The following is a 23,952-nucleotide window of genomic DNA, read 5'->3' as shown; positions in this document are numbered from 1 at the left end:
ATTGCAAGCAACATGCGAAAGCTGCCTCGCTCTTTCTTGCTTGTTCAAAGATTCACATTGACCTGATGAGGACCCCCTCTCCTGCCGATATTCGTCCCGCGAAAAAAAAACCAGAACGCCTGCATTTTCTTTGAGGCAATTTCGAAACCGCCTCGTATACTGTGTATATGCATATGCACAGTTGGCTGATACTCAGCCAAACGAGTGACCGTCCCATGTACCTGCAAATCGTCGATCAGGTGAAGCAGCGCGTCGCTTCAGGTGATTGGGCGCCGGGACAGGAGATCCCTTCCATTCGCGGATTGGCGGCTGATCTGAAGGTGAGCGTCATCACGGTGAAGCGCGCCTATGCGGAATTAGAACAGGCGGGGATCATTGTCACCAATCAAGGAAAAGGTTCTTGTATTGCGGACAGCGTGCCTGATCTCGGTAGCCGCATGCAAGAAGAAGAACTATATCGCCATTTGCGTGCAGCTGCGGAGCTCGCGCTGGCGTTGGGGTGGAGTGCGCGCGATATCGCCGAGGCCTTGAGAAACGTGCAGCAACAGGCAAAACAGGAGAAGTAGCAATATGAGTGCATATGCTTTTGATCTTCGAGCGGTAGACAAGTCCTACCAGCATTTTAAGCTGGACAGTCTCTCCTTGAACCTTCCCACCGGCTGCATCATGGGATTCATCGGGCCGAACGGTGCTGGAAAATCGACCACCATCCGCATTCTCATGGGACTGGTCCGTCATGATTCCGGCGAAGTTGAAGTTCTGGGCAAGGCGATGCCAGCACATCAACATGCGGTGAAGCTCGATGTTGGATTTGTCTCTGAAGATATGCGCCTCTATGCCGGAGCCAGCATTCGTTGGCATATGGATTTTGTCGCGTCGATCTATAAATCCTGGGATAAGGGACATGCCGAGAAACTACTCAAGCGATTTGATCTAAAGCCGGATCAGAAGGTCAAGGGATTATCCCGAGGGCAGGCCGTCAAAACTTCCCTGCTGTTGGTCCTGGCACGTCACCCCAGATTGCTGATCCTCGACGAACCGACCACAGGACTTGATCCGGTCGTCCGACAGGAAGTTCTGTCAGAATTGATGGAGGTTGTGCGCAATGAAGAACATACGATCCTGATGTCTTCACACAACACACAGGATGTCGAGCAGATCTCTGATAAGATCGCCCTCATCTATGGCGGAAAGATCCTGGATTCGGACGACAAAGAGTCCTTCCTAGAGCGATGGCGGCGCATTCGGCTTGAAGTCGATCCACAAACGGCCATTCCTGTACGGAGCGGCTGTGACATGCTCTCGCGGAGCGGGAGAACCGCTATCCTCACCACCGGCCAGTACTCGGAAGGACTGATTGCCGACCTAAAAGAAACCAAAGCTACAGTACTTGAAATTCAACGAATGACCCTGGAAGAGATCTTTCTCGCTCGGATCGAGATGGTCAAGAAGGAAGCAGTCTGATGGATAGATTCATCATTCAGAAACTGATCGGCAAAGACTGGTACCTGCATCGCGTGGCGATCGGTCTGCTGCTGGGCGGTGCGATCCTTGGCGGGATCTGTGCGGCCATTCCCGGAAACACCGGCGTTTCGATCGGCGTGAGTCTATCGATGTGCGTGTTGATCGCGCTGACATTTTATTTACCGCTGACGACCGTGATCGGCGAGCGAACCGACAAAACATTACCGTTTCTGATGAGCCTCCCTGTCACACCGGCGGAATATACGCTCTCCAAGATCCTGGCCAATCTGCTTCTCTATCTGGTTCCATGGACCGTGGCAGCGCTGAATTTCTCACTCGTTTTTCGCGAAGGAAGCGCGGCCGGAGTCCCTGCCGGATATGTGAATGTCCTGTTGATCGGCTTTTTTGTCGTCTTCATGTTTGTGCTGGGGTTTGCGATCATTTTCGAGTCGATGGGCTGGACGATCGCGCTGATCGTCATCCTGATGTTTCTTTTGGGGAATGTGGCGACCCAGATCGTCCCCCGCATACCGGGAGCAAAACAGTTTTTGATGAATGTTGGCCAGCGTGGGCCGGAGTATTACTGGACGATCGCCATCGAGCTACTGCTCATGGCCGTGCTGATCGGCGTGACTTTTTTCGTCCAGTCAAGGAAGCGGGATTTCTTGTGAGCGATCAGAGCATCCCCTTCTCTTTCATCCAGTCATCGTTGAAGACATTACTGAGATAGCGGGAGGCGCCATCGGGAAAGACGGTGACGATCCGCGCCGGCTTGTTCAGTTTGCGAGTCAGTTCCATGACAGCCCAGATTGCAGCGCCACTTGATCCACCAACCAATAACCCTTCCTCGCGAGCCAATCGACGGGCGTGATTGAAACCATCGCGATCCGATGCCTGTATGACTTCATCGACCACCGAAAAATCGGCGCAACCGACAATGAACTCATCCCCCAACCCCTCCATTAAGTACGGCGCCGGCTTGACCATCCGCTTTGAACGGAAGAACTCCGTGTAAACTGAACCCTCGATATCCACCGCGATCGTTCGAATTTTGGAATCCTTCTCTTTCAGGAAGCGACCCACGCCACCCATTGTGCCGCCGGTCCCCATCCCCGCGACCAGGTAGTCGATGCGCCCTTCCATCTGCTCCCAAATCTCCGGCCCGGTGGAATAGTAGTGGGCTTCGTTATTCTCACGATTGTTGTGTTGATCCGGGAAATAGCAATGCGCCATTTCTTTGGCGAGACGCGGGGTGATATTGTTGTACGAATCGGGTGATTCGGGAGGAAGCGAGGTATCCGCTTTGACGACATCAACTCCCAGAGCCAGGAGCTGGCTCAGCTTCTCTTTGCTGATCGTGTCGCGCACCACCACTTTGAGGCGATAGCCACGCTGTATGGCGATCAAGGCCAGCCCCATCGCCATATTCCCCGAGGAGTTTTCGATAATGGTATCCCCCGGCTTGATCCGGCCATCCTTCTCCGCCTTCAGGATCATGTGCTTGGCGACTCTATCCTTGATACTCCCGGAAGGGTTGAGGAACTCCAGCTTGGCGTACACCTCGCATGGTCCACCGGTGATGATCCGATTCAGTTTCACCAGCGGGGTGTGACCTATCGCATCCAGGATATTTTCGTATCGCTCGCCTCGTGACATCTCTCTCTGCTCCTCGCGGGATAAGTTAACCCGATCCATATCCACATTTCTCGCCTGAATACAGTCCTGCAATCCAACGTAATTCGCTGTAGCACGGCTGGTCGCCTTCAGGCAGGAGCAATGGAACAATGGATGGGTCTGAATGTCAAGATTAAGAGACAGGTCGACGCGGAGACAGCACTAAGTGATTGGGAGGTAGCTGATTCAGTCTTCGGCTCCTTTTGTCGCTTTGCACATTCTTTATATCTCTGTGGCTCTTCCTTATTCTCCTAAACCGCTGATCTCGCCGTTCTTATCTGACGTAAGGCAGCATCGGCTCGGACGGTTGTTTCCGGTGACGGTGATGCTGCAGAGAACCCGTCGATGAAGGGAAAGCCATGTCGTTCGCGATTGCTGGTGTCATAGCACTGGCGCTTCTGGTGTATCTCGTGTATGCCATGTTTAATCCGGAGAAATTCAAGTGAGGTTACCTCATGTCAATGCATGACCTATTGCAGGTCCTAGTCTATATCATACCGCTGGTCACTCTGGCTCCGCTGTTAGGTGCGTATCTGGCGCGGGTTTTCACCGGCCAGTCACATCCGCTTACATCCGCACTCGGCTGGTTGGAGAGGTTGATCTACAAGCTTGGCGGGGTGGACAGTAATCGCGAAATGAACTGGAAAGACTATGCCATGGCGCTACTTTGGTTCAACGGCCTTGGCCTGGTATTTCTGTTTATGCTTCAGATCTGTCAGCAGTGGCTACCGCTCAATCCGCAGAATCTGCCAAATGTCGGCTGGCCACTGGCATTTAATACGGCCGTCAGTTTCGTCACCAATACGAATTGGCAATCGTACGCGGGTGAGACCACGCTTAGTTACCTGACTCAAATGGTTGGCCTGACCACCCAGAATTTTGTCAGTTCGGCGACAGGCATAGCGGTATTTCTCGCTTTGACGCGCGGCATTATCCGAAAAACGACAAATACGATCGGCAGCTTTTGGGTCGATCTGACTCGCTCGGTCGTCTATGTCCTTCTGCCACTCTCGTTGATTCTGGGGATAGTCTTGATGGGCGAGGGTGTCGTCCAGACATTCTCCCCCGCCGTGACTGTGACAACAGTGGAAGGCTCGGCTCAGACTATTCCGCTGGGTCCGGCTGCATCGCAGATCGCCATCAAGCAGTTGGGGACCAATGGTGGAGGGTACTTCAACGCCAACAGCTCTCATCCTCTGGAGAACCCAACGCCGATCTCGAATTTCCTCCAGATGCTCTCAATCTTGTTGATTCCAGGCGGAATCGCTTTGGCCTATGGCAGATTGGTGGGTAATCGCAAGCATGGCTGGATCATTTTTACCGCGATGTTCCTGCTCTGGTTCGCCGGGCTCTCGCTCTCGCTCTACAGCGAGTATTCAGCCAATCCAGCGCTGGATCTGCAGACCAATATAGAGGGGAAGGAAGTTCGGTTCGGCATCGCGAACAGCATTATCTGGTCAACGGCAACGACTGCCGCTTCCAATGGTTCCGTCAACGCCATGCACTCAAGCCTCACACCGCTGGCAGGAGGTGTGGCGCTCTTTAATCTGATGCTGGGTGAGATCATATTCGGAGGAGTCGGCGCCGGCATGTACGGTTTCCTGCTGTACGTGATAATGACAGTTTTTCTCGCCGGATTAATGGTAGGGCGTACGCCCGAGTATCTGGGGAAAAAGATCGAGGCACGCGAGATCAAGATGACCATTGCCGGTATTCTGGCACCCAATGCAGTAATACTGATAGGTGCTGGCTTTGCCTGCGTACTGCCGATCGCGCTGTCGAGTCTGGCCAATCGCGGACCCCACGGCCTGAGCGAGATACTCTACGCCTTTTCCTCAGCTGCCGGGAATAACGGAAGTGCGTTCGCTGGACTCAATGCGAACACCAATTTCTACAATATTGCTCTGGGGATAGCCATGCTGATCGGCCGATTTGCGATCATCCTCCCCTGCCTGGCGATCGCAGGTTACCTGGCCAACAAGAAGATGTCGCCGCCATCCGCCGGCACTTTCGCGACCGACAACGTCACCTTTGTGGTACTCCTCATCGGCGTCATCCTTATTGTTGGCGCACTGACTTTCCTTCCTGCGTTGGGATTGGGGCCGATTGTTGAACACTTGTTGATGTTGACCGGACAAACATTCTAAGGAGAGATATGGCTGAATCAGTTTCAGGACTTTTCGACAGAGCTTTGCTGGGGTTTGCCATTGGAGCCTCTCTCAAGAAGCTTGATCCACGCGACCAATTACGGAATCCGGTCATGTTCGTGGCCTACATCGGCGCGATCCTGACCACAATATCATTTGTGGCAGGTTGGATTCAGGGAAATTGGTCGGGATTTGATTTTCAGATCAGTCTCTGGCTCTGGTTTACTGTTCTGTTCGCCAATTTCGCCGAGTCGATGGCCGAAGGACGCGGCAAGGCCCAGGCCGACAGCTTAAAGCGGGCGCGAAGCGAGACTTTTGCTCGACTTCTCAAAGCGGGCCGGGAAGAACGCATCGCTGCTACGCTGCTGCGAAAGGGAGACACTGTCGTCTGCGAGTCCGGCGATGTCATACCGTCGGATGGTGAAGTGATCGAGGGGATCGCGAGTGTCGATGAATCGGCCATCACCGGCGAATCAGCCCCGGTCATTCGCGAAAGCGGCGGCGATCGGAGTGCCGTGACCGGCGGTACGCGCGTGATCAGTGATCGAATTGTCATTCAGATAACGGCGGAACCCGGCAATACGTTTGTCGATCGTATGATCGAACTGATCGAGGGAGCCAAGCGCCACAAGACCCCGAATGAAATTGCTCTCGGTATTGTCCTGGCCGGCCTAACAATAGTATTTCTGCTGGCGGTGACGACCTTGAAATTCTTCGCCGATTACAGCGGCGCGGCCGCGGGTCAGGATCTGAGTAAGATCGTCACAGTCACCGTATTGGTCTCCCTGCTCGTTTGCCTGATCCCCACAACAATCGGCGCACTCCTGAGCGCCATCGGCATTGCGGGAATCGATCGTCTGGTCCAGCGCAATGTGATCGCCAAGAGCGGTCGCGCGGTAGAGGCTGCCGGAGATATCGATGTCCTCCTGCTGGACAAAACCGGAACTATTACTCTGGGAAATCGAATGGCTACCGAATTTGCCCCGGCTCCAATGGTACCGGTGCAGAACCTGGCCGAAACGGCGCAACTGGCGTCACTGGCCGATGAAACACCCGAGGGACGGTCTATTGTCGTGCTGGCCAAGGAGCAGTACGGGCTTCGGGCGCAAACATTGACTCCGAGTCAGGCACGGTTCGTGCCATTCACCGCGCAGACGCGTATCAGTGGTGTCGATATTCTTGAACCTGACGGTTCGGTCGCGATGAGCATTCGCAAGGGAGCGGTTGATTCAATGCGCGAATACTTACTGCGTTCCGGCGGTAGCTTTCCGGAAGAGCTAGAGCCGATCCAAAGTGAGATCGCTCGATCCGGTGGGACCCCGCTGGCGGTCAGTATAGACAATCAGGCGATCGGTATCGTGCATTTGAAGGATGTAGTCAAGGGGGGCATCAAGGAACGGTTCGCCCAGTTGCGCAGGATGGGAATTCGCACGGTGATGGTGACCGGGGACAATCCTCTCACTGCGGCGGCCATTGCGGCTGAAGCCGGGGTTGATGACTTCATCGCCCAGGCGACGCCTGAGGCAAAACTGGAACGCATACGGGAAGAGCAACGTGCTGGTCATTTGGTTGCCATGACTGGCGATGGCACCAACGATGCACCCGCTCTGGCGCAGGCCGATGTTGGCGTGGCTATGAACACTGGTACTCAAGCCGCGCGTGAAGCCGGCAACATGGTAGATCTGGACAGCAACCCGACCAAGTTGATACAGATAGTGGAGATCGGAAAGCAGTTGCTGATGACGAGAGGTTCGCTGACGACCTTCAGTATAGCCAACGACATCGCAAAGTATTTCGCAATCCTTCCGGCCATGTTCGGCACATTGTACGCAATGTCCGGCTCCAATACGGGACCGCTCGCGGCCTTAAACATCATGCAATTGCATTCACCGGAAAGCGCCATCCTCAGCGCAGTGATTTTCAATGCGTTGATCATTGTCGCGCTGATCCCTTTGTCGTTGCGCGGCGTGGCCTATCGAGCGGAGAGCGCCGAAAAGCTCCTGCGCCGCAATTTGTTGCTCTACGGCCTTGGCGGGATCATATCGCCGTTCATTGGTATTAAGCTGATCGACCTGATCCTTGTCGCCGGCAGACTGGTAAGTTGAGGTAGAGACTATGCGAACACTACACATAGCACTTCGGGCATTGATCGTATTCACCCTTCTGACTGGAGTAGTCTATCCTTTGCTGGTGACAGCGGTCGGAGGACTTTGCTTTCCTCGGCAGGCCTCTGGAAGTTTAGTCACTGTGAACGGCATGACGGTCGGTTCAGAGCTTGTCGGCCAGAAGTTCACCGATCCCGGCTACTTCTGGTCGCGTCCTTCAGCCGTCGATTACAACCCCCTCCCTTCCGGCGGTAGTAACCTGGGACCGACCAGCGCTGCCCTGAAAGAGAGCATTGTGCTGAGACGAACGGTTTACGCAGAAACCGGCAAAGCCGAAATCCCTGCTGATCTGCTCTGTGCGTCTGCCAGCGGTCTTGACCCGGACATTTCACCTGAAGCGGCCCGGTATCAGGTCGATCGAGTGGCCCTGGCAAGACTGCTTGACCAAACGCAAAAAAGCGCGCTTCTTTTATTGATTGACAGTCAGACCGAGTACCCCGCCGCGGGGATATTCGGTCAACCGAGAATAAATGTGCTCAGATTAAATCTCGCTGTAGACTCGCTGGTAAAGGCGTCCCGGTAATGGTTGATGCATTTCGGCCCGATCCCGATGCTCTCCTGGCGGCCATCAAAAAACGGGATTCACATGCTCGCGGCGGGAAGCTGCGCGTCTTTTTCGGCATGTCGGCTGGAGTCGGCAAAACATTTGCCATGCTTCGAGTTGCCCAGGACCGATTGCGCGAAGGAGTTGATCTGGTCGTGGGCACAGTCGACACTCATGGCCGCGCCGAGACAGAGGCACTGCTCCAGGGCCTGCCGATCATTCCCCGCAAGAGTGTTACGTATCGCGATGTAGTCCTGAGCGAAATGGACCTTGACGCCATTCTCACACGACGACCACAGCTTGTCTTGGTCGACGAATTGGCTCATACCAATGCGCCCGGCTCACGGCATGCGAAACGGTGGCAGGATGTCGTGGAACTGTTGGACAGCGGGATAGATGTCTATACCACGCTCAATGTCCAGCATGTTGAGAGTCGCAAAGAGTATGTCGAACAGATAACCGGCATCACCGTTCGCGAGATGGTGCCGGATACCATTCTGCAACGAGCCGCGCAGATCACTCTGGTAGACCTGACTCCCACAGAACTGTTGCAGCGCCTCAAAGACGGCAAGGTCTATCTTGGCGACAAGGCTGAAGCCGCTTCAAAGAACTTTTTCCAGGAAGACAGACTGACTGCGCTTCGGGAGATTGCCCTGCGATTCACCGCAGAAGCCGTGGACAACCAACTGCACGGGCTGACTGCGGCTCAGCAAAGCACCGGCATCTGGAAAGCGTCGGAACGTCTGATGGTGGCCGTGAGCCATAGTCCGCATTCCGAGGATCTGGTTCGCGCCACCCGTCGCCTCGCCTTCAGTCTCGATGCACCCTGGCTTGCGGTTCATGTTGACACCGGCGCCAATCTGGGTGACAGCGACCGTGAACAGTTGGCTCGCAATCTGAACCTGGTTCGCGAACTTGGCGGTGAGGTGGTCAGTCTGACCGATGTCGACATTGTCGAAGCGCTCATTCAGACCGCGCGGCAGCGCAGCGTGACCCAACTGGTTATCGGGCATCCGGCCAAACGCAGATTGCGGGATTTGTTCGGCGGCGGTTCACTCCTCGACCGGCTGGCAGTGCATGCCACCACCTTCGACATTCATATCCTCAAGCCGATGCGGGACACGGGCGCGGCGCCACAGAAGAAGTCACTTCTGCACTTCGAAGCATCCCCCGTTCGCTACTGGTTCATGCTTTGGGTTATCATCGCCGCAGCAGGCTTGAGTGCACTTTTGCTCCCGGTGATCGGCTATCGTGCGGTGGGGTTTATTTTTCTGCTCGGCGTATTGGTAGTGAGTCTGTTTGTTTCTGTCGGTCCGACGATCTTCGCGGCTATCCTGGCCGCGCTCACCTGGGATTACTTTTTCATCCCGCCACAACGCACATTTCATTTCTCAGAGCCGGAGGATATGGCGATGTGCCTCGCGCTATTGGTGGGAGCGGCAGTCACCGGCACACTGACCAGTCGCATTCGAAAACGCGAACGGTTGCTTCGCTCACGCGAACAGAGAACAAATGCGCTGTACCAGATCGCCAGCGCCATTTCTGCGGCGAGTGATCGCCGTCAATTCGCCAGTGCGGTCAGTGACAATCTCGCCCTGCAGGTGCCGGGTGAATTCGCGATCGCGCTCAAGAATGTCGCGGGTACTTTGGAACAAATGTCTTCTGACCTCCGTGATAGCTGGATAACCGGCGAAAAGGAGTGGACAGTCGCCATGTGGGCGTTTGAGCATGGTAAGGTTGCAGGCTGGTCGACCGATACGCTGGCTTCGGCAACCGCCCGCTATATCCCTTTGATCGGTCCGGGGGAGATCACCGGCGTACTGGCTTACCGACCACACGGCAAATCATATCTCACTCAGGATGAGGAGAACTTGCTCACGGCGGCGTCCCATCTGCTCGCCGTGGCTGCCGAACGAGAACTGCTGCAGGAACGTTCGCGCCAAATGCATCAGATCGCGGAATCCGAACGACTTTACCAGACAATCCTCAACACCGTATCACACGAGCTGCGAACTCCTTTGACCGCTATCATCGGCAATGCCTCGGCACTCAGTAACGATCAGATTGCGACGGATATGACCCGCCGACAACAATTATCGACGGAGATCATTGCCAATGCTGAGCGACTGAATCGTGTAGTCTCCAATCTGCTCGATATGTCACGACTTAACTCCGGCAAGCTAGTACTTAAGCGCGACTGGCATGACTTGAGTGACCTGATCTCCGTGACGCTCGATGCACACAAAGTGGCTCTGGCGGATCACCTCGTTTCGGTTCAGTTGGAGGAAACGCTTCCGCTTGTCCGGGTAGACTTTCAGCTCTTTCAGCAGGCACTTGCCAATCTCCTGTTGAATGCCGGTATCTACACACCGCCTCGAAGCCGAATTGAGATCAGCGCGCGCGTCATTGCCAGAGAGATAGAGTTGACCGTGTCTGACTCCGGCCCCGGATTGCCGCAGGAAGCAATACCACATCTCTTCGAGATGTTCTATCGCGTTCCCGGCTCCAGGACTGGTGGAGCGGGAATCGGACTTGCCATCACCAGGGGAATTGTGGAAGTTCACGGTGGAACAGTCAGCGCCGGCAACAGAGATTCCGGCGGTGCCTGTTTTACGATCAAACTCCCTCTGGAGATGCAACCGCAACTACCCTATGGCAGGAGTGAGCCATGACCGGCGCCCGTGTACTCGTTATAGATGATGAACAGGCTATTCGCCGCTTCCTGAAGATCAGCCTGGAGGCCGAGAGCCACACGTTTCTCGAGGCCGAAAACGGCGAGAGTGGATTAGTGGTGGCGGCGACCCAGCGTCCCGACTTGATCATTCTTGACCTGGGTCTTCCCGACCTCGACGGCGCCACTGTACTGCATCGATTGCGGGAATGGTCCTCTGTTCCGGTTATTATTCTGACTGTCAGGGATTCTGAAACCGAAAAAGTCGCTCTACTCGATGCCGGAGCGGATGATTATCTGACCAAGCCTTTTGGTGTGCCTGAACTGCTGGCTCGGGTGCGGGTCGCCTTGCGGCATAAGCAATCCGGAGAATCCGAACCATCGATTCGCATTGGCGATCTGGAGATCGACTTCGCTGATCGAACAGTCATGTTGCGCGGCGAAACGGTACGACTCACCGCGACCGAGTATGAGTTGTTGAGAATACTGGCACAGCATGCCGGAAAGGTCGTCACACAAAGGCAGTTACTGAAAGATGTTTGGGGGCCCCAATCGGTGGATCAGTCGCAGTATCTCCGGGTCTATATCGCGCAACTTCGCAAGAAACTGGAACGTGATCCGGGCCGACCCGAGTTTATCATAACCGAGCCGGGTGTGGGGTATCGTCTGCGATCAAGCGATGAGGACTAATCGCGATCGAAATGGGGGAGCTGATCCGGGATCGGAATCGAGATCTCCACATAGCCGCAGAATTTCCCCTCTTTCATCAGCGGGAGCTGGTGGATGATCTTCTTCTGTCCGTTTTTCCGGATCGTGTAATGATTGGCAGTGTGGGCTTCATACATGCCAGCCAGTTTGGTTCGCGAGGGTTCAGGGTGGCAGGCCAGAACATCGGTTCCGATAAGTTTCGCTCCACCATCAGCCGCAAACGTGGCAATCGAAGTTGAATTCATTTCAGTGATAATGCCGTCGGCGTCAGTCACCGTGATAGCAATAGCGGCATGATCTCCCCAGTTATCGGTCGGCATTATGTCTCTCCAGTTTTTCTTCACACCTTATCTCAGGCGAGATGAGCTTTCACCTTATCCAAACTAAAGCTCAGTCTTCGCAGTGACTCCTGCTGGCCAAGGATCTCCAGAATGTCCGTTGCCCCGCCGGGGGTGGCGCTGGTACCGGAAATCGCGATCCTGACTGCCCACATTACTGACCCGGCTTTCAGACCAAGGTCGGCACTCAATTTCTTGAGATTTTCGAACAGCGTTTCGCTCTTCCATGGCTGCACACTGTTGAGAATATCGATAGCGGCAGGCAGGACCTGCACCGTGTTCTCGAGCGTTGCTTTCTGTCCTTTGTTAACAAATAATTCGCAGTCGAATTCAGGAAGTGCCTCGAAAAAACCAATCTGCTGCGGGATCTGCGAGAATTTTTCGATGCGAGGCTGGATCAACGACATCAGCCTGGCCATATCAATATCGCGAGTAATGATCTTCTTCACATGAGGGGTCGCGAGTTCACTGAATTTCTCCGGCGTCAGTTTGCGGATGTAGTTTCCATTAAACCAGAGCAGCTTTTCGTAATCGAATATCGATGACGACTTATTGATTCCCGTCACCTTGAATCGTTGGGCCAGTTCTTCCAGAGTGAAAAACTCTTCGGTGGTCTCTTTTGGGCTCCATCCAAGCAGTGCGATGTAATTGACAATACTCTCCGGCAAGTAACCATCCTGCACCAGATCCTGAAAGCTGACCGCACCATGACGCTTCGAAAGCTTGGATACGGTGCCGTCCTCTCCTTTGCCCATGATCAATGGTAAGTGCACATAGTGGGGGCGCTTCCAGCCGAAGGCATCATATAGCAAAACATATTGCGGAGTCGACGACAGATATTCCGACCCGCGCACCACATGGGTCACCCCCATCAGGAAATCGTCAACGACATGGGCAAAGTTGTAGGTCGGATAACCGTCTGACTTGATGAGCACGATGTCCTGAAGATCCGCATTCGCTCGCGAGATATTGCCGAAGACCATGTCATCGAACGAGGTTGCTCCATCCAGTGGCACCTTCTGGCGGATCACATGCGGAACGCCGCTGCTGAGTTTGCTGCTCACCTCTTCTGGCGAGTGATTTCGGCAATGCCGGTTATAGCCGAAATTGCCGGTTTCCTCTGTCGTTTCTTCGGGCACCTGACTATCGCAGAAGCAGTAGTATGCGTGGCCGGATGAGATCAGCCGCTTGGCGTGATCAAGGTAAATGGGAATTCGTTCGCTTTGGACATACGGGCCGTTGGCTCCTTCTCTGCCCGGACCTTCATCGTAATTTAATCCGGCCGCTTGAAGGGTGTCATAGATGATCTGTACGGCGTTTTCGACCAGCCGCTTTCTGTCCGTATCTTCAATGCGCAGGATAAATGTGCCGCCGTTGGACTTAGCCAATAAGTACGAGTACAGGGCGGTGCGAAGATTCCCAATATGCATGTAGCCGGAAGGGCTGGGGGCAAAGCGGGTGACAACGTGGTTCGTGTTCATGCCATCCAATTCGTTTTCTGGTTTTGACTCACGCTATTCGGATTGCGCTTTGTAGTGGCTGATCTGCGACGCGTGCTTTTCAAAGAAATCAAAGTGCGGCGGGAGGACTTTGAATTCATGCGTCGAAATATCAGGCACGAAAGCATCGAGCGGATCAAATATCCGCTCCCACGACCAGATATCTTCGCCTACCCCAAAATACTCGCGTATCAGCTCACTGCCGCGAGGGGCGATCGGGTGCACCATCGATGCTGCGATGCGCACATAATAGAACAGATCAACGAGCGCCTGTGGGCTGATACCGCCGGACTCATCGGACTTTGAGTTTTTGGCCCAGAATTTCGAAATATCGCGAATGTACTTGTCCACCGTTACCATCGCCTGCTGGAACTGGTGCGCATGCATCTGGCGTTCATAGGTCAGCACGGCCTGCTTCGACGCAGATAGCGCTTCCTCGCTCACCTTGTTCGCGGGCATGCGGCCGTTGAACTCCTTCTGGATCGTGTAGAAGCAGGATCTGGTACAGCGATTGAGAACATTGCTCAGCAGATTTCCTTCGACCAGCACCGGATCGGCATCCAGCGGCTTGGCATCGGGATCAAACGCTTTTGGTCTGAAGCTGACCCCCTGTTTGCCCAGTCCAAGCCCGAAGAAGTGTGCGCGCAATTGATCCGAAGTGTAGTGGTCGAGCAATTCGGTCGCGGCCGGAGGTTTGATCGGCCCGCTGCTGCTGATCTTTTTATTGAGAAACTGCACATGCTTGTTCACGACCAACACCGGCAACTGCATTGTCCCTTCAGGTGGAGGAAGGACCGGCTGCTTTCCCTGCAATCCCAGAAACATGGCCATCTCGGCCGGTCCATAGAAGTAGACGTTGTCTTCGCCGATGAATTGAAAGACGCCGGCGTTTTTGTCGCACCACCATTTCTCCCATTCAGGCGTGCTCGTTTTTCCACTCTGACAGCAATACGCGGAAAATGAAATAGGAGCAAAAAGTGACTCCGGCCAGACCCACCAGGTACGCGCCGGCTCGCCTTCCAGTACAGGCGACGGCAGACCCCATTCCTGATTTCCGGTCAGTCGAAACGGCACCAATGTTTTGCCGGTGCGAAAACGGATGCCGGCTGCAACCAGCGTCGCGCACGCACGCTCCCGCTCTTCGAGCGTCTCGAAAACCAATGCCACTGACTGACTCTTGCTGCTTCGCTCGGTAAATCCGTAGTCCGATCCCAGAATCTCGATGACCGACTCCAGATCATCTTTCTTCACGAAAATGACCGGCGGCTCCAGGAATTCCCTTATCGCTTTGACGGCAAACGGACGCGCCTGCGGACTTGCCTCCACATCGGCCAGCCAACCCTCGAGCAATGTTCTGAATTTGGGAACATCAACATACCAATTGCTGACTTGCTTGAGAGTAGGAACCGAACCGGAAAGCGTGCTCTTGGGATTGATAAGGTCCTGCGGTTCGTATTGGTGTCCCAACGAGCATTCGTCGGCATACCCCTTGTCGGACTGGCAGCCATCGATCGGGCAGATCCCTTCGACCTGACGGCCGTTCAGGAAAAGCGAAGTCACCGTGTCAAAAAATTGCTGACCTGTTCTTTGGGTCAGATGCCCTTCTTTGTAGAGCCGTGTCATTAGTTGCGCGCACAGTTCTTTGTGCGTTTTGGCGGGACCGTCGAGGGCCGAGGCGGCAAACAGGTTCAGCGATATATCGAATGCGGAAAGCGATTTCTTTTGCAGTTCATGGTTTTCGCGCACAAACTGCTCGATATCGCCAGTGAACCCTTTTTCTGAGACTGCGATCCGGAAGGCCTCGACAATGGAGGAACCGTAACAATCGGTGCCGGAGACAAACAGGACATTCTCTTTGCCGATTCGATCGCGAAGAAACCGGGCATAGATATCAGCGTGGACGAAAACTCCGCCGATATGGCCAAAGTGGAGATCTTTGTTGCCATAGGGCATCCCCGCGGTCACGATAGCGCGACGGGGGAAGGTCGGCCGAACCTCGTTATCTTTTCGTTTATCATGAGCGAAGGAATTCATCTGACTGCCTAACCTCTGGAACTGCTTACAGTAAAGTCGTTTCTAAGGTAGACAAAATAGGTGATTGTCAGGGGAGTCGCAACATCTTCTTCCGAAGACGGCTCATCTACCAGGCGCGATAATAACTGGCGGCGTGGAACCTAGACAAACGTCCATACAATGATGAGCAATCAGCAATGGTCCGAGCGGATCACGTTCTATTACTCTTGGAATTCTCAGAAGCCCTTTGACGGAGCTCAACCAGAGTCTCAGACGAAACAGCCGGTCGTGCGAGGTCTCTTGCCACTTCTGGGTCCAAGTGTTCAATGAGGCAGCGAGGAACAAGAGAGGCGAGCGAGTTTATCCCGATTTGCTTTGTAGGACAATAACTTGCGGACGGCTGAAGCCGACTTAATTTGCCAGATCGGTTGAACGGAAGGCGCGCATTCAGAGCTAAAGTCGTTGGGTCAATTTAATAATCGCCACGTATTCGCCATAATCTGCCCCTTGCTGTCCGTCTCCCTGAAAACCGATCCTCCGCAGCGAAGCCGTCAGCGAAATCTTCGTCGATATCCGGTAGTTGGCCGCAATATCAGTCAGGAGAGAGGTTGAGGAGGATGACTTCGTGAAACCTATGCCACTTGAAACGAACAGCCGATTATTCAGCGTCCTCCATTGCGGAGTGAGAGAATAGGTCTCAAGTGTTCCCCATTTCTGCGAACCCTGGCGCGATGTCACGAGACTGATCATGGGAATAAGCCAGACATTGCGTCCCATTGTCATATTGGCGTTCGCGCTCACCGTATGCGATTGAAAGCGATTAGCGGCCCGGAAGATATTGTCATCCGATGATCTGGTGTACAGGTAATTCATTCCGATCGCCTGGACCAGTTTGTTGCCGCCAAACATGACCATCTGATTGGTTCCTGCACTTAATGTCGTGAAACTTACCAATGCCGTATCCGAGATCGCGTGATTGCGAAGTGTCAGCAGATTCCCGAGGAGGGACATTTGCCATGATTGTGTCGGCCTGATGCTGAGACTTCCAACATAAGTATATCGAACGGTCGTGTGGAGTTTGCTGCCAACCAGATTGTCGTTTTGACGGGTCACCGCGGCGGTTGTTGACCAGTTCGAACGACGAATGTCCGCCCCCCAGGAGAATTCGCGTAGATCCGTGAGCAATGAAGCAACTCCGAGAGAGGTGTATCCCGGCCCAATATAGCGAGTGCCTGTCTTGAGAGTCATCCGGGCAAGGCGGAGTTGTATGCCGGCACTATAGGCAAAATCCGCGCTGCTGCTGAGTCGCGGCGTGAATAGCTTACTGACAAAAGAGGGTACCTTGTCGTTATCCAGCTCCGGCGAGTTCATGTCCCGCGTGTAGGCGGCTCCACTTGCTTCGGTACTCACGACGAGTGCATCGGAAAAGAGTTTGAGTGTGCCCGCCGCGCCCACGACCAGATTTTCCTGTGGAGTCTCCGTGTACTCGATCCTTGTGCCAATCTGCGTCGAATCAGGCGGGTCAATACTATCGGGAAGTACAGCCTGAAACTTTGACGGGATATCTCTCACTCTGACGAACAGGATGTCAAACGAGGAACGAGATTCCCGTCCAACGCCGATCCTCCCCGCGTAGATCTCCCGATCAAATCCTCCTTCGTTCGATGCGGCGCCGATCCGTCGAGTCATCCCTCCCGTGGCAGCCAAGCGCAACTGACCCGGATTGATTGCAAACCCTCCTCCCCGAATGGTCAGTCCGTTGAGCGTAAGCGGTGTATAGGATTCAGAAAAATCCCCCGCATTGGCGTACCCCCATTTCCAACGTGGTTGGACGCCAAACTGATTGATCTGGTTCACCTGGTGTCGTGCCGATCGGGAACTTCCCTCCGTCGAAAGGAGTATGTTGAACGAGATGCTCGCGGCATTGTAAAAGGAGAGTGTCGGACGAAAATAGAGTCGTGCCGAGGAAGACGGTCGCCGCGCATCACGACCCGAGATACTGTAGTATTCTCCGTAACTTCCGATCTCGCCGCTCAGACCAATCGCCTCACCGCGAACTCCGGTAACGACGGACGGTACGCCTGTTTGGGAGAACAGATCCGATGCAGAAATGAGCAGAAGCAGAATCGCAAACCACAGGGATCTCATAGCAGCGACCGCTCCCGCTATTGAACTGAGGCCATGATCTGGTTGGCCAGTGTTTGGGTCGCTTCCCTGAGACTCTTCGGAATATCCTTAAAATTCCACCCAGCTAAGTTCAAGTCAAACGTCTGCTCGCGGAAAGTCAGATTCAGGTGCATCTGCTTGACCGCTCCCCCCTTCAAATCCGCCAGATTGGCGGCGAAATCGGCACGATTCACCACGATCATGCCGCCGGAGGAAGTGGTCTGCTGGGCCTTCGAGGCAACCTCATAGGCCAAAGTCCAGCGTTTTGCCGCTCCTTCTGCGATCACTCGTTCGGCATTGCGCTTCGTCGCATTTGCAATGGCAATCGTCCACTGCCGTCGCTTGGCAACCTTTTCAGCGCGGGGGAATAGCGGCGTGTTAGCCCAAGCTTCTCGCGCTCTCTCTTTGGCATTCACTGCGGCCTGCCACTTTTGGGTCGCCGCCTCACTTGCCGCGATCGCGGCATTTTTTCTGTCCGCCACGACACTGAGAATCGCGCTGCTGAGTTCTTTGGCGATCTTGCCGTTGAAGTCGTTCTGTAGTTTGGCTTGTACCAGGAACTCCGGTTTGGTCAGATTCAGTGCGGCATTTGCGCTCAGATTGGCCTTGAAAGCGTCGAATATCTGAGTCTCGGTTTCAAATGAAGCGGTAGTCTTTGAGATATTCAGGTCAACGAACGAGCTCATGAACCCGAGATTTGCCTTTCCGGCGACAATGCAGTGCTGCGCTTCTCTTGTTAGAGCTAGGTCGACAGCGGCTTCCTCAAGTTTCAGCGGTCCAAACTCAAATGCAGCCACACTCCCTTTCCCGATAACCCCTTCCGTGCTGACATCCAACAGCGCATCCGCGATCTCATTGACTCCGGAGCCGCTTTCCAGATAGAGTAATCCGCCCAGTGTCATTCCACGCGATATACCAAGTTCGGGCGCATCTTTGGGTGCGAACTTGAGTTTTGCATTCTTAAGGCCAAGTGGCGGCAGATTGTCAACTGGTATGCCCGGTCTACCCGATTTTGCGACCATCTTCGTCTGCAGATCCACTATATCCGATACGCCAAACCCGGCATCGCTCTGGCCATCGAACATGAAATTCGTAGGTACGCCGGTGGCCGCATTGAGCGCCACCAGGATCGCAACATCGATGTCCTTTGTGCCAACCACCATGTCGGCATTAAATCCGAGCTGCACGCTGCCGGTTGGTGTAACTCCCAGCAGAAGCATGACGCGATTCAGTATCAGCCAGTCAATTCCAAATGGCGAGTCCCAGCCCTCTTCAGATATCATTCCTCCCGAGAGTATTAACCCATCGCGACCGGCCTTGGTCTTCACCAGGAATGAGACGATATCATCTTCAATCGCGACATTCAGCGCACCGACCAGACCTACTGACGGCAATCCGGTAAATTCGAGAGCAATTTGTCCAGACTTGAACCATTCCGGTGCCCCTTCCGGCTGCATGGCCGGAAATTCTGCGAGGAGGTAAATGTCTTTCGGGTATCTCCCCAGACTCCCCTGGAGAAGTACAGTCCCGCGCTCTACTCCGAGCTTGTTCATGATTGGAAGGAGTGGTCCGTCACTCACCAGCTTCTCTCCGGGGATTGCGGCGATGAGATTCAGCCCCGGTTTTATGACGGTCGTAAAGTTGTCAGTCCCATAAGCAGCCGCGTAGAATGCCAGCTCCTCCTCACCCAATTCGGACGATGGCATGATCCCTTCGATATTGCTAACGACCAGGGCGACATTTGAGAGGTCCAGATTGTCGAGACCCGGCATAGTGAAATCGGGGAAGTACTTGGTGATCGACCAGTTTTCCGGTTTGAGTCCGAGCATGAAACCCTTTTTGCCGGATGATTCCGCCCGCGTGGCGATAATGTCGGTAGATGAACTCTGATAGTCGACCTTTCCTCGGAGAACCATGGACGAGGCTTCACCGGGACTAAAGGACATGGCAAGTTCGTTGAGTGATGGCAGGTTTTGCAGAAAGTCCGGCCCCTGCAGATCGAGATTATCCGCCAAATTGAGCCCGGTGCGAATGAGATTCCACGGGGTGAGCGAACGCAGCGCCGATTGCGCGAACTTCGCAGTCACTTTGACTTCTCGCTTATTGGCCGACTTGCCACCCGTCATTGGCTCCGGCCTCTCCTTATTCATCATGGCGGCAAGGTTTACCTTGGATGGCAATGCGGGGGTTCCGGTCGTGGTAGCAGCAGACCCCGGAGAGCCGGTTGTGGAGTTGGTCGAGGTCTGCAGACTGGTTGAATCCGGCTTGGCTGCGACAACTGAGTCCTTTTTCGAGAATTCGACTTCAATAGTCCCGGCCTTTTCGAATTTGCCGAAATCGAATTCTCCGCCGATCGTGACTTCACTCTTCGAGATGTTCCACTCCAGCTTGGGGTCGTGGAACTTAAACACATTCTCGAATTTCGGGAAATTAATGATATCATCGAATTCGAATGATGCAATGACATCGGGTTTGCCGGCCGATTCGAATTCGAGAGCGATAGCGCCGGTTACCTCGATCGTATCAGACAGCCGTGCGGCACTCCTGAGAAACGGAAAAGTCACCTTGGAGATCAGCCCTACTTTGAGACTGAGCTTTTTCTCAAGCGAATCGGGCCCCGGCTTGGTGGACTTCTCCCGTTCCCAACTGATCTCCAGTTCAGCATCGGCTTCCGGCATCCAACTGACCAATGAGCGGGTAATAGGAAGAGCGCCGATCAGGGCGATCTCCCAGGCGATCTCTCGACTCGGTTTGTCGCCGGTTGAGAAGGCAAAGTTGACATCGCGGCTGATATATCCTCGGAGTTCCGTATGCGGCTCTTCGACACCAAGCTTGGACATGACATCCGCGAGGTTGGGCGTGCGGTGCAGATCGAATTTCCCCAGGAAATTGAGCCCCTGCTTGAGTTCGATCTCATCCGCGGTTCCGAAAAAATCGCTCGCCTGGTCAGGGAGATCGGCTACTTTCAGATCAAATTCCGTCGTGCCGAAAATCAGATACTCTTCGGCAAGTCCGCTGAGGGCGTCAGGAAAGACCCGCGAAAGAAGTGGGCCTTTCAGCGTCAGGCTTTTCTGGCGGGGATCATGTTCGGACCCCCAGAAGGCGGTGAACATCACTTCATAGGTCCGACCCGATTTGGTCCACTCACCTTTGATAGCGACCGACTTCTTATCTTTGTCTATGAATATGCCGTGTGCGGCGGCCTTCAGGATGACCTTGTCAAAGGTGGTCCCCCCTGCTGCGTCATTCATAGGGATCTGAACGGTACCGCCGTACCTGTTATAAGTCTCCAGTCGACCGGAAACACTTTCAAAAGACGAAGTGCTGAAGTCGCTCATTGGCCCGGTCGCATCGGGCACGATCTCCACGAGAAGTGGCGCTGTTGTCGAAGAAGAATCTGATGAACTCCTCATGACAAACGACCAGATCTCACTTCTCCCCTGATTCACCGAGGGCGGGAATCCGTTCTGATCAACTGCCTGCACCTGCCAGGCGTAGCGCTTTCCTTCCTCCAGTGGAAAGGCATCCATTGGATACTGAAAGCTCGAACTCATCAGCAGGTCATTTTCGTATTGAGGAATATTCGCCAACAGTGCCTGGTGCGTAGTCTGACCTTCAAACACTTCGGCAATTCTCAAGATGTACTGAAGTTGATATCCTGGGGGGACGCTAAGCGGCGTCCAGGTAAAGAGCGGGAAATTTGACGAGAGGGTGTCGCCATCGAGCGGGAAAACGAGCGATGGAGGAGATGGATATACAATAGTGAATGACGCGCACACTGCCGCGGCTAACAGGCTCCCGTTAATATTGTATATCTCCACACATGCAGAATAGTCCCCCTCGGGAAGTCTACCAGTGCGTAAGACCTCATCTCGATAACTCCCATCATAGGAGACAGAACCCCAGTCGATAAATCGATCGGAGTTTAGCTGAATGGTGGAACCGGCAGGTGCGGACATTGGATTGCTTTGGCCGTGAGCAATGACGCCACTTTGCGTCCTGGCCACGGTCAATGAAACAATGATCTCGGCCGCACTGCCGCTATTGTTGGTGATTGAGAGGGAGCCGTTGGTGGGATTTCGTTCAAAGTCGCTTAAGTAAGGCGAGGGAAACGGCTGCATGAAAATATTGACAGACCAATCCTGACCATGCGTGGATGAACCACCGCACAATCCCAGGATCAGAATGCAGCATACAATGAGAATGCCCGAGCGTTTGCCGCCGATAACAGATTCTATTCGAAATTTATCAAGGATCATCAAAGGCGATAGTCTGTGGACGAGGGGCAGACGACAATTGAAGTGGCCCCAGGAATCACCCCGTCGGACATCAGACCTCAAGCACCGGTAGGAAAACTGATTCGTTTGATTGGCGATCGAGCCATATCGAATTCCCCAGCGCTTGAATAATATACAAAAATAGTCCACAATGCGCAAGAAAAATCTGGACACTCGGCTTCCAGATTAGATGCCGGGAATGTGGTTATCATTGCCCTTCGGTTTAGAAAGTCGGGATGAGGCGAGCTGCATGTGGTACTTCCACACCGGGCCACTATTTGAACTGATAGAAGACAGATCTGAGGTAGCGTTTGGGCTCGAATTCGGGACAGAGTCCGCTGATCGATTCAGTGGAGCCGATGATCAGCGCACCATCGCGGGCCAACACTTTGCCAAGGTTTTTGAAAAGCCGGATCTTGTCCGGTTCTGTAAAGTAGATGGCGACATTCCGGCAAAAAATGAGATCGAATGGGGCAGGCGATGCGATCGGTTCCAGCAAATTGGCGCGACGAAAGGTTGTTGTCGCCCGCAACTCGTCCCGTACTTTCCACTGCCCACCAACTGGCTCGAAAAAGCGATTCAGTTTGTCGGGGGACATTCCGCGGTCCAGTTCGAGTCGATTGAAGTGAGCATAACTCGCCTTGGCAACCGCATCGTCAGATATGTCGATCCCCAGAATTCGAATATCGTACCCGGCAAAGTCTCCCAGCATTTCTTTGAGTACGATCACCGTGCTGTATGCTTCCTGTCCGGTTGAACAGGCAGCACTCAGGACGCGGATCGGTACCAGTTTCATGCCGGCTCGTTTGCGTCGATCGATCAAGTCCGGGAAGATCTTATGTTTGAGCAGTTCAAAGGGAGCGGTGTCCCGGAAGAACGATGTTTCATTCGTGGTGATGGCGTTGATGACACGGGTCTTCAACTTGCTTGATCCGTCACCTTTGACCTTGTACAGCAACTCAGACCAACCACCCGAGCCGGTCTCTCGCATCAGTCCGCCCAGGCGGGTTTCGATCAGGTAACCTTTGGTTGTATCCAGATAGACACCGCAGAATTCATGGATACTCTTGCTCCAGGCGGTCAATTCTTCGTTGGTCAGTGCCGGAGTGCTCATGCGCCTCCTCCCTGTACCACCGATGTGATCCGACCGGCAATGGAATCAAGTGGCAATACCACATCCACCACACCGGCCTCGACCGCGGCACGCGGCATTCCGTATACGACGCAGGATGCTTCATCCTGAGCGATGGTGAAACAGCCATTTCGTTTGAGCAGGCGAAGCCCAAGTGTCCCGTCGCTCCCCATGCCGGTCAAAATCACTGCCATCGCCTGACCAGGGAAGTGATTGGCCACCGATCGGAAGAGGTAGTCAACCGCCGGCTTGCAGTTGTTTTCCGGTGGATCATCCGTGATCTGGATGGTCTTCACGCCTTTCATTCCAGGAGCGAGCCGCATCTGGCGACCGCCAGGTGCGATGTAAACCGTGCGCGGCTCGAGCACCATCCCATCCTTTGCTTCGTGGATCTGCAGTGAGCTTTTATTGCGAAGCATCTCTGCGAGCGACTGTGTGAACAGCGGCGGCATGTGCTGGACGATCAAGATGGGAGCTGACAGGTTTCCTGGAATGTTCGGTATCAGCGCGGACAACGCATTTGGCCCTCCGGTCGAGACGCCGATCAGTACTATTCCCGGCTTGGTCACTTTGCCGGCAAACGGTTTATTCTCCACGGTCGAAACGCTGACGCGCTTCACTTGAGAAGGAGAGGTCGGAGCACCTGATGGTGCGGGCGGCGTAACTGCACTGCCTATGGCAGGCACACTTACCGGTGTTCGCCGAAGAATGCCACGCACTCCCAGACGAAGGGAGATGGCCTTGATGCGCGGGGCCAATTCGTTCCGTAGGATCTCGCGACTCTGCTCGGCGGTCAATCCTTCCGGCTTGGTGATAAAGTCAAACGCACCCTTCTGCAGGGCCTGGAGGGTTAAGCGTCCACCCTGCATGGTCAGAGCACTGACCACAATGACCAGCGGTGGCGCCTCGAGTGTCTTGATAGCATCAAGCACTGCGAGGCCATCCATCTCCGGCATTTCCATGTCGAGCGTCAGCAGATCAGGTTTTAACTCGCGCACCTTTTGAAGCGCCAGTTTCCCGTTCTGTGCCTGTCCGATCACCTCAACATCCGGAAGAGTCGCCAGGACCTCGGACATCACCCGTCGAAACAAGATGGCATCATCTGCAACAAATACTCTCACGCGTGCCTGCTCCTATGGCCAGATAGGTTTGCC

Annotated in this window: 17 protein-coding genes; 9 read left to right on the top strand and 8 right to left on the bottom strand. The window is 54.2% G+C overall.

Annotation, left to right across the window (positions count from 1 at the left end):
• The first annotated feature begins 215 nt into the window (after positions 1-215).
• Genes IPH75_07750 through IPH75_07740 form a run of 3 tightly spaced genes read left to right on the top strand, consistent with a single transcriptional unit; the run spans position 216 to position 2,135 of the window.
• Positions 216-566, top strand: coding sequence for a GntR family transcriptional regulator (locus IPH75_07750; protein MBK7141958.1), 351 nt, complete (start codon positions 216-218; stop codon positions 564-566).
• A gap of 4 nt (positions 567-570) precedes the next feature.
• Positions 571-1,464, top strand: a complete 894-nt coding sequence (locus IPH75_07745; protein ID MBK7141957.1) for an ABC transporter ATP-binding protein — start codon at positions 571-573, stop codon at positions 1,462-1,464.
• Positions 1,464-2,135, top strand: a complete 672-nt coding sequence (locus IPH75_07740) for an ABC transporter permease subunit (GenBank protein MBK7141956.1) — start codon at positions 1,464-1,466, stop codon at positions 2,133-2,135. Before IPH75_07745 ends, IPH75_07740 begins: the two co-directional genes overlap by 1 nt.
• A gap of 4 nt (positions 2,136-2,139) precedes the next feature.
• Here IPH75_07740 and IPH75_07735 read toward each other — a convergent pair whose 3' ends face one another.
• Entirely contained in the window at positions 2,140-3,120 is a 981-nt protein-coding gene (locus IPH75_07735; GenBank protein ID MBK7141955.1) for a cysteine synthase family protein, read from the bottom strand.
• Between the two features lie 377 nt (positions 3,121-3,497).
• Between IPH75_07735 and kdpF the strand changes: the two genes are divergently transcribed.
• Genes kdpF through IPH75_07705 form a run of 6 tightly spaced genes read left to right on the top strand, consistent with a single transcriptional unit; the run spans position 3,498 to position 11,355 of the window.
• A complete protein-coding gene (gene kdpF, locus IPH75_07730) occupies positions 3,498-3,584 on the top strand; it encodes a K(+)-transporting ATPase subunit F (GenBank protein ID MBK7141954.1) in 87 nt (28 codons plus the stop codon).
• A gap of 9 nt (positions 3,585-3,593) precedes the next feature.
• Complete coding sequence (gene kdpA, locus IPH75_07725) at positions 3,594-5,285, top strand: potassium-transporting ATPase subunit KdpA (protein ID MBK7141953.1); 1,692 nt, start codon at positions 3,594-3,596, stop codon at positions 5,283-5,285.
• An 8-nt stretch (positions 5,286-5,293) separates the two neighbouring features.
• A complete protein-coding gene (kdpB, locus tag IPH75_07720; protein MBK7141952.1) occupies positions 5,294-7,390 on the top strand; it encodes a potassium-transporting ATPase subunit KdpB in 2,097 nt (698 codons plus the stop codon).
• Between the two features lie 10 nt (positions 7,391-7,400).
• Positions 7,401-7,973, top strand: a complete 573-nt coding sequence (gene kdpC, locus IPH75_07715) for a potassium-transporting ATPase subunit KdpC (GenBank protein ID MBK7141951.1) — start codon at positions 7,401-7,403, stop codon at positions 7,971-7,973.
• The gene (locus IPH75_07710) at positions 7,973-10,666 is read left to right on the top strand and encodes a sensor histidine kinase KdpD (protein ID MBK7141950.1); all 2,694 of its coding nucleotides are present in this window, start codon (positions 7,973-7,975) and stop codon (positions 10,664-10,666) included. The genes kdpC and IPH75_07710 overlap by 1 nt, the downstream gene beginning before the upstream one ends.
• Positions 10,663-11,355: a response regulator gene (locus IPH75_07705; GenBank protein ID MBK7141949.1), complete on the top strand. Its 693-nt coding sequence runs from the start codon at positions 10,663-10,665 to the stop codon at positions 11,353-11,355. Before IPH75_07710 ends, IPH75_07705 begins: the two co-directional genes overlap by 4 nt.
• On the opposite strand, the gene IPH75_07700 is transcribed toward IPH75_07705, so the two are convergent.
• From IPH75_07700 to IPH75_07670, 7 genes are all read right to left on the bottom strand, one after another.
• Positions 11,352-11,693, bottom strand: coding sequence for a diguanylate cyclase (locus IPH75_07700; GenBank protein ID MBK7141948.1), 342 nt, complete (start codon positions 11,691-11,693; stop codon positions 11,352-11,354). The two genes, IPH75_07705 and IPH75_07700, sit on opposite strands and share 4 nt — an antisense overlap.
• A gap of 32 nt (positions 11,694-11,725) precedes the next feature.
• Positions 11,726-13,192, bottom strand: a complete 1,467-nt coding sequence (locus tag IPH75_07695) for a glutamate--tRNA ligase (protein MBK7141947.1) — start codon at positions 13,190-13,192, stop codon at positions 11,726-11,728.
• A 33-nt stretch (positions 13,193-13,225) separates the two neighbouring features.
• Positions 13,226-15,244 (bottom strand): class I tRNA ligase family protein, encoded by a 2,019-nt coding sequence (locus IPH75_07690; GenBank protein ID MBK7141946.1) that lies wholly within the window; start codon positions 15,242-15,244, stop codon positions 13,226-13,228.
• A 432-nt stretch (positions 15,245-15,676) separates the two neighbouring features.
• On the bottom strand, positions 15,677-17,371 hold the full coding sequence (locus IPH75_07685) for a hypothetical protein (protein ID MBK7141945.1): 1,695 nt from the start codon (positions 17,369-17,371) through the stop codon (positions 15,677-15,679).
• Between the two features lie 17 nt (positions 17,372-17,388).
• Positions 17,389-21,648 (bottom strand): hypothetical protein, encoded by a 4,260-nt coding sequence (locus tag IPH75_07680; GenBank protein ID MBK7141944.1) that lies wholly within the window; start codon positions 21,646-21,648, stop codon positions 17,389-17,391.
• 292 nt (positions 21,649-21,940) lie between these two features.
• Positions 21,941-22,780, bottom strand: coding sequence for a protein-glutamate O-methyltransferase CheR (locus tag IPH75_07675; GenBank protein ID MBK7141943.1), 840 nt, complete (start codon positions 22,778-22,780; stop codon positions 21,941-21,943).
• Positions 22,777-23,919, bottom strand: a complete 1,143-nt coding sequence (locus tag IPH75_07670; GenBank protein ID MBK7141942.1) for a chemotaxis response regulator protein-glutamate methylesterase — start codon at positions 23,917-23,919, stop codon at positions 22,777-22,779. Before IPH75_07670 ends, IPH75_07675 begins: the two co-directional genes overlap by 4 nt.
• Positions 23,920-23,952 lie beyond the last annotated feature (33 nt).

It is taken from the genome of bacterium (assembly GCA_016708025.1).
Classification (GTDB): Bacteria; Zixibacteria; MSB-5A5; order GN15; family FEB-12; genus FEB-12.
The sequence above is the reverse complement of the archived record's forward strand: the minus strand, read 5'-3'. Positions and strand labels throughout refer to the sequence as shown.

What these genes read in the sequence shown, in the direction of transcription:
- IPH75_07750 (MBK7141958.1), top strand. Translation starts at nt 216, where the DNA reads ATGTACCTGCAAATCGTCGATCAGGTGAAGCAGCGCGTCGCTTCAGGT.
- IPH75_07745 (MBK7141957.1), top strand. Translation starts at nt 571, where the DNA reads ATGAGTGCATATGCTTTTGATCTTCGAGCGGTAGACAAGTCCTACCAG.
- IPH75_07740 (MBK7141956.1), top strand. Translation starts at nt 1,464, where the DNA reads ATGGATAGATTCATCATTCAGAAACTGATCGGCAAAGACTGGTACCTG.
- IPH75_07735 (MBK7141955.1), bottom strand. Translation starts at nt 3,120, where the DNA reads ATGTCACGAGGCGAGCGATACGAAAATATCCTGGATGCGATAGGTCAC.
- kdpF (MBK7141954.1), top strand. Translation starts at nt 3,498, where the DNA reads ATGTCGTTCGCGATTGCTGGTGTCATAGCACTGGCGCTTCTGGTGTAT.
- kdpA (MBK7141953.1), top strand. Translation starts at nt 3,594, where the DNA reads ATGTCAATGCATGACCTATTGCAGGTCCTAGTCTATATCATACCGCTG.
- kdpB (MBK7141952.1), top strand. Translation starts at nt 5,294, where the DNA reads ATGGCTGAATCAGTTTCAGGACTTTTCGACAGAGCTTTGCTGGGGTTT.
- kdpC (MBK7141951.1), top strand. Translation starts at nt 7,401, where the DNA reads ATGCGAACACTACACATAGCACTTCGGGCATTGATCGTATTCACCCTT.
- IPH75_07710 (MBK7141950.1), top strand. Translation starts at nt 7,973, where the DNA reads ATGGTTGATGCATTTCGGCCCGATCCCGATGCTCTCCTGGCGGCCATC.
- IPH75_07705 (MBK7141949.1), top strand. Translation starts at nt 10,663, where the DNA reads ATGACCGGCGCCCGTGTACTCGTTATAGATGATGAACAGGCTATTCGC.
- IPH75_07700 (MBK7141948.1), bottom strand. Translation starts at nt 11,693, where the DNA reads ATGCCGACCGATAACTGGGGAGATCATGCCGCTATTGCTATCACGGTG.
- IPH75_07695 (MBK7141947.1), bottom strand. Translation starts at nt 13,192, where the DNA reads ATGAACACGAACCACGTTGTCACCCGCTTTGCCCCCAGCCCTTCCGGC.
- IPH75_07690 (MBK7141946.1), bottom strand. Translation starts at nt 15,244, where the DNA reads ATGAATTCCTTCGCTCATGATAAACGAAAAGATAACGAGGTTCGGCCG.
- IPH75_07685 (MBK7141945.1), bottom strand. Translation starts at nt 17,371, where the DNA reads ATGAGATCCCTGTGGTTTGCGATTCTGCTTCTGCTCATTTCTGCATCG.
- IPH75_07680 (MBK7141944.1), bottom strand. Translation starts at nt 21,648, where the DNA reads ATGATCCTTGATAAATTTCGAATAGAATCTGTTATCGGCGGCAAACGC.
- IPH75_07675 (MBK7141943.1), bottom strand. Translation starts at nt 22,780, where the DNA reads ATGAGCACTCCGGCACTGACCAACGAAGAATTGACCGCCTGGAGCAAG.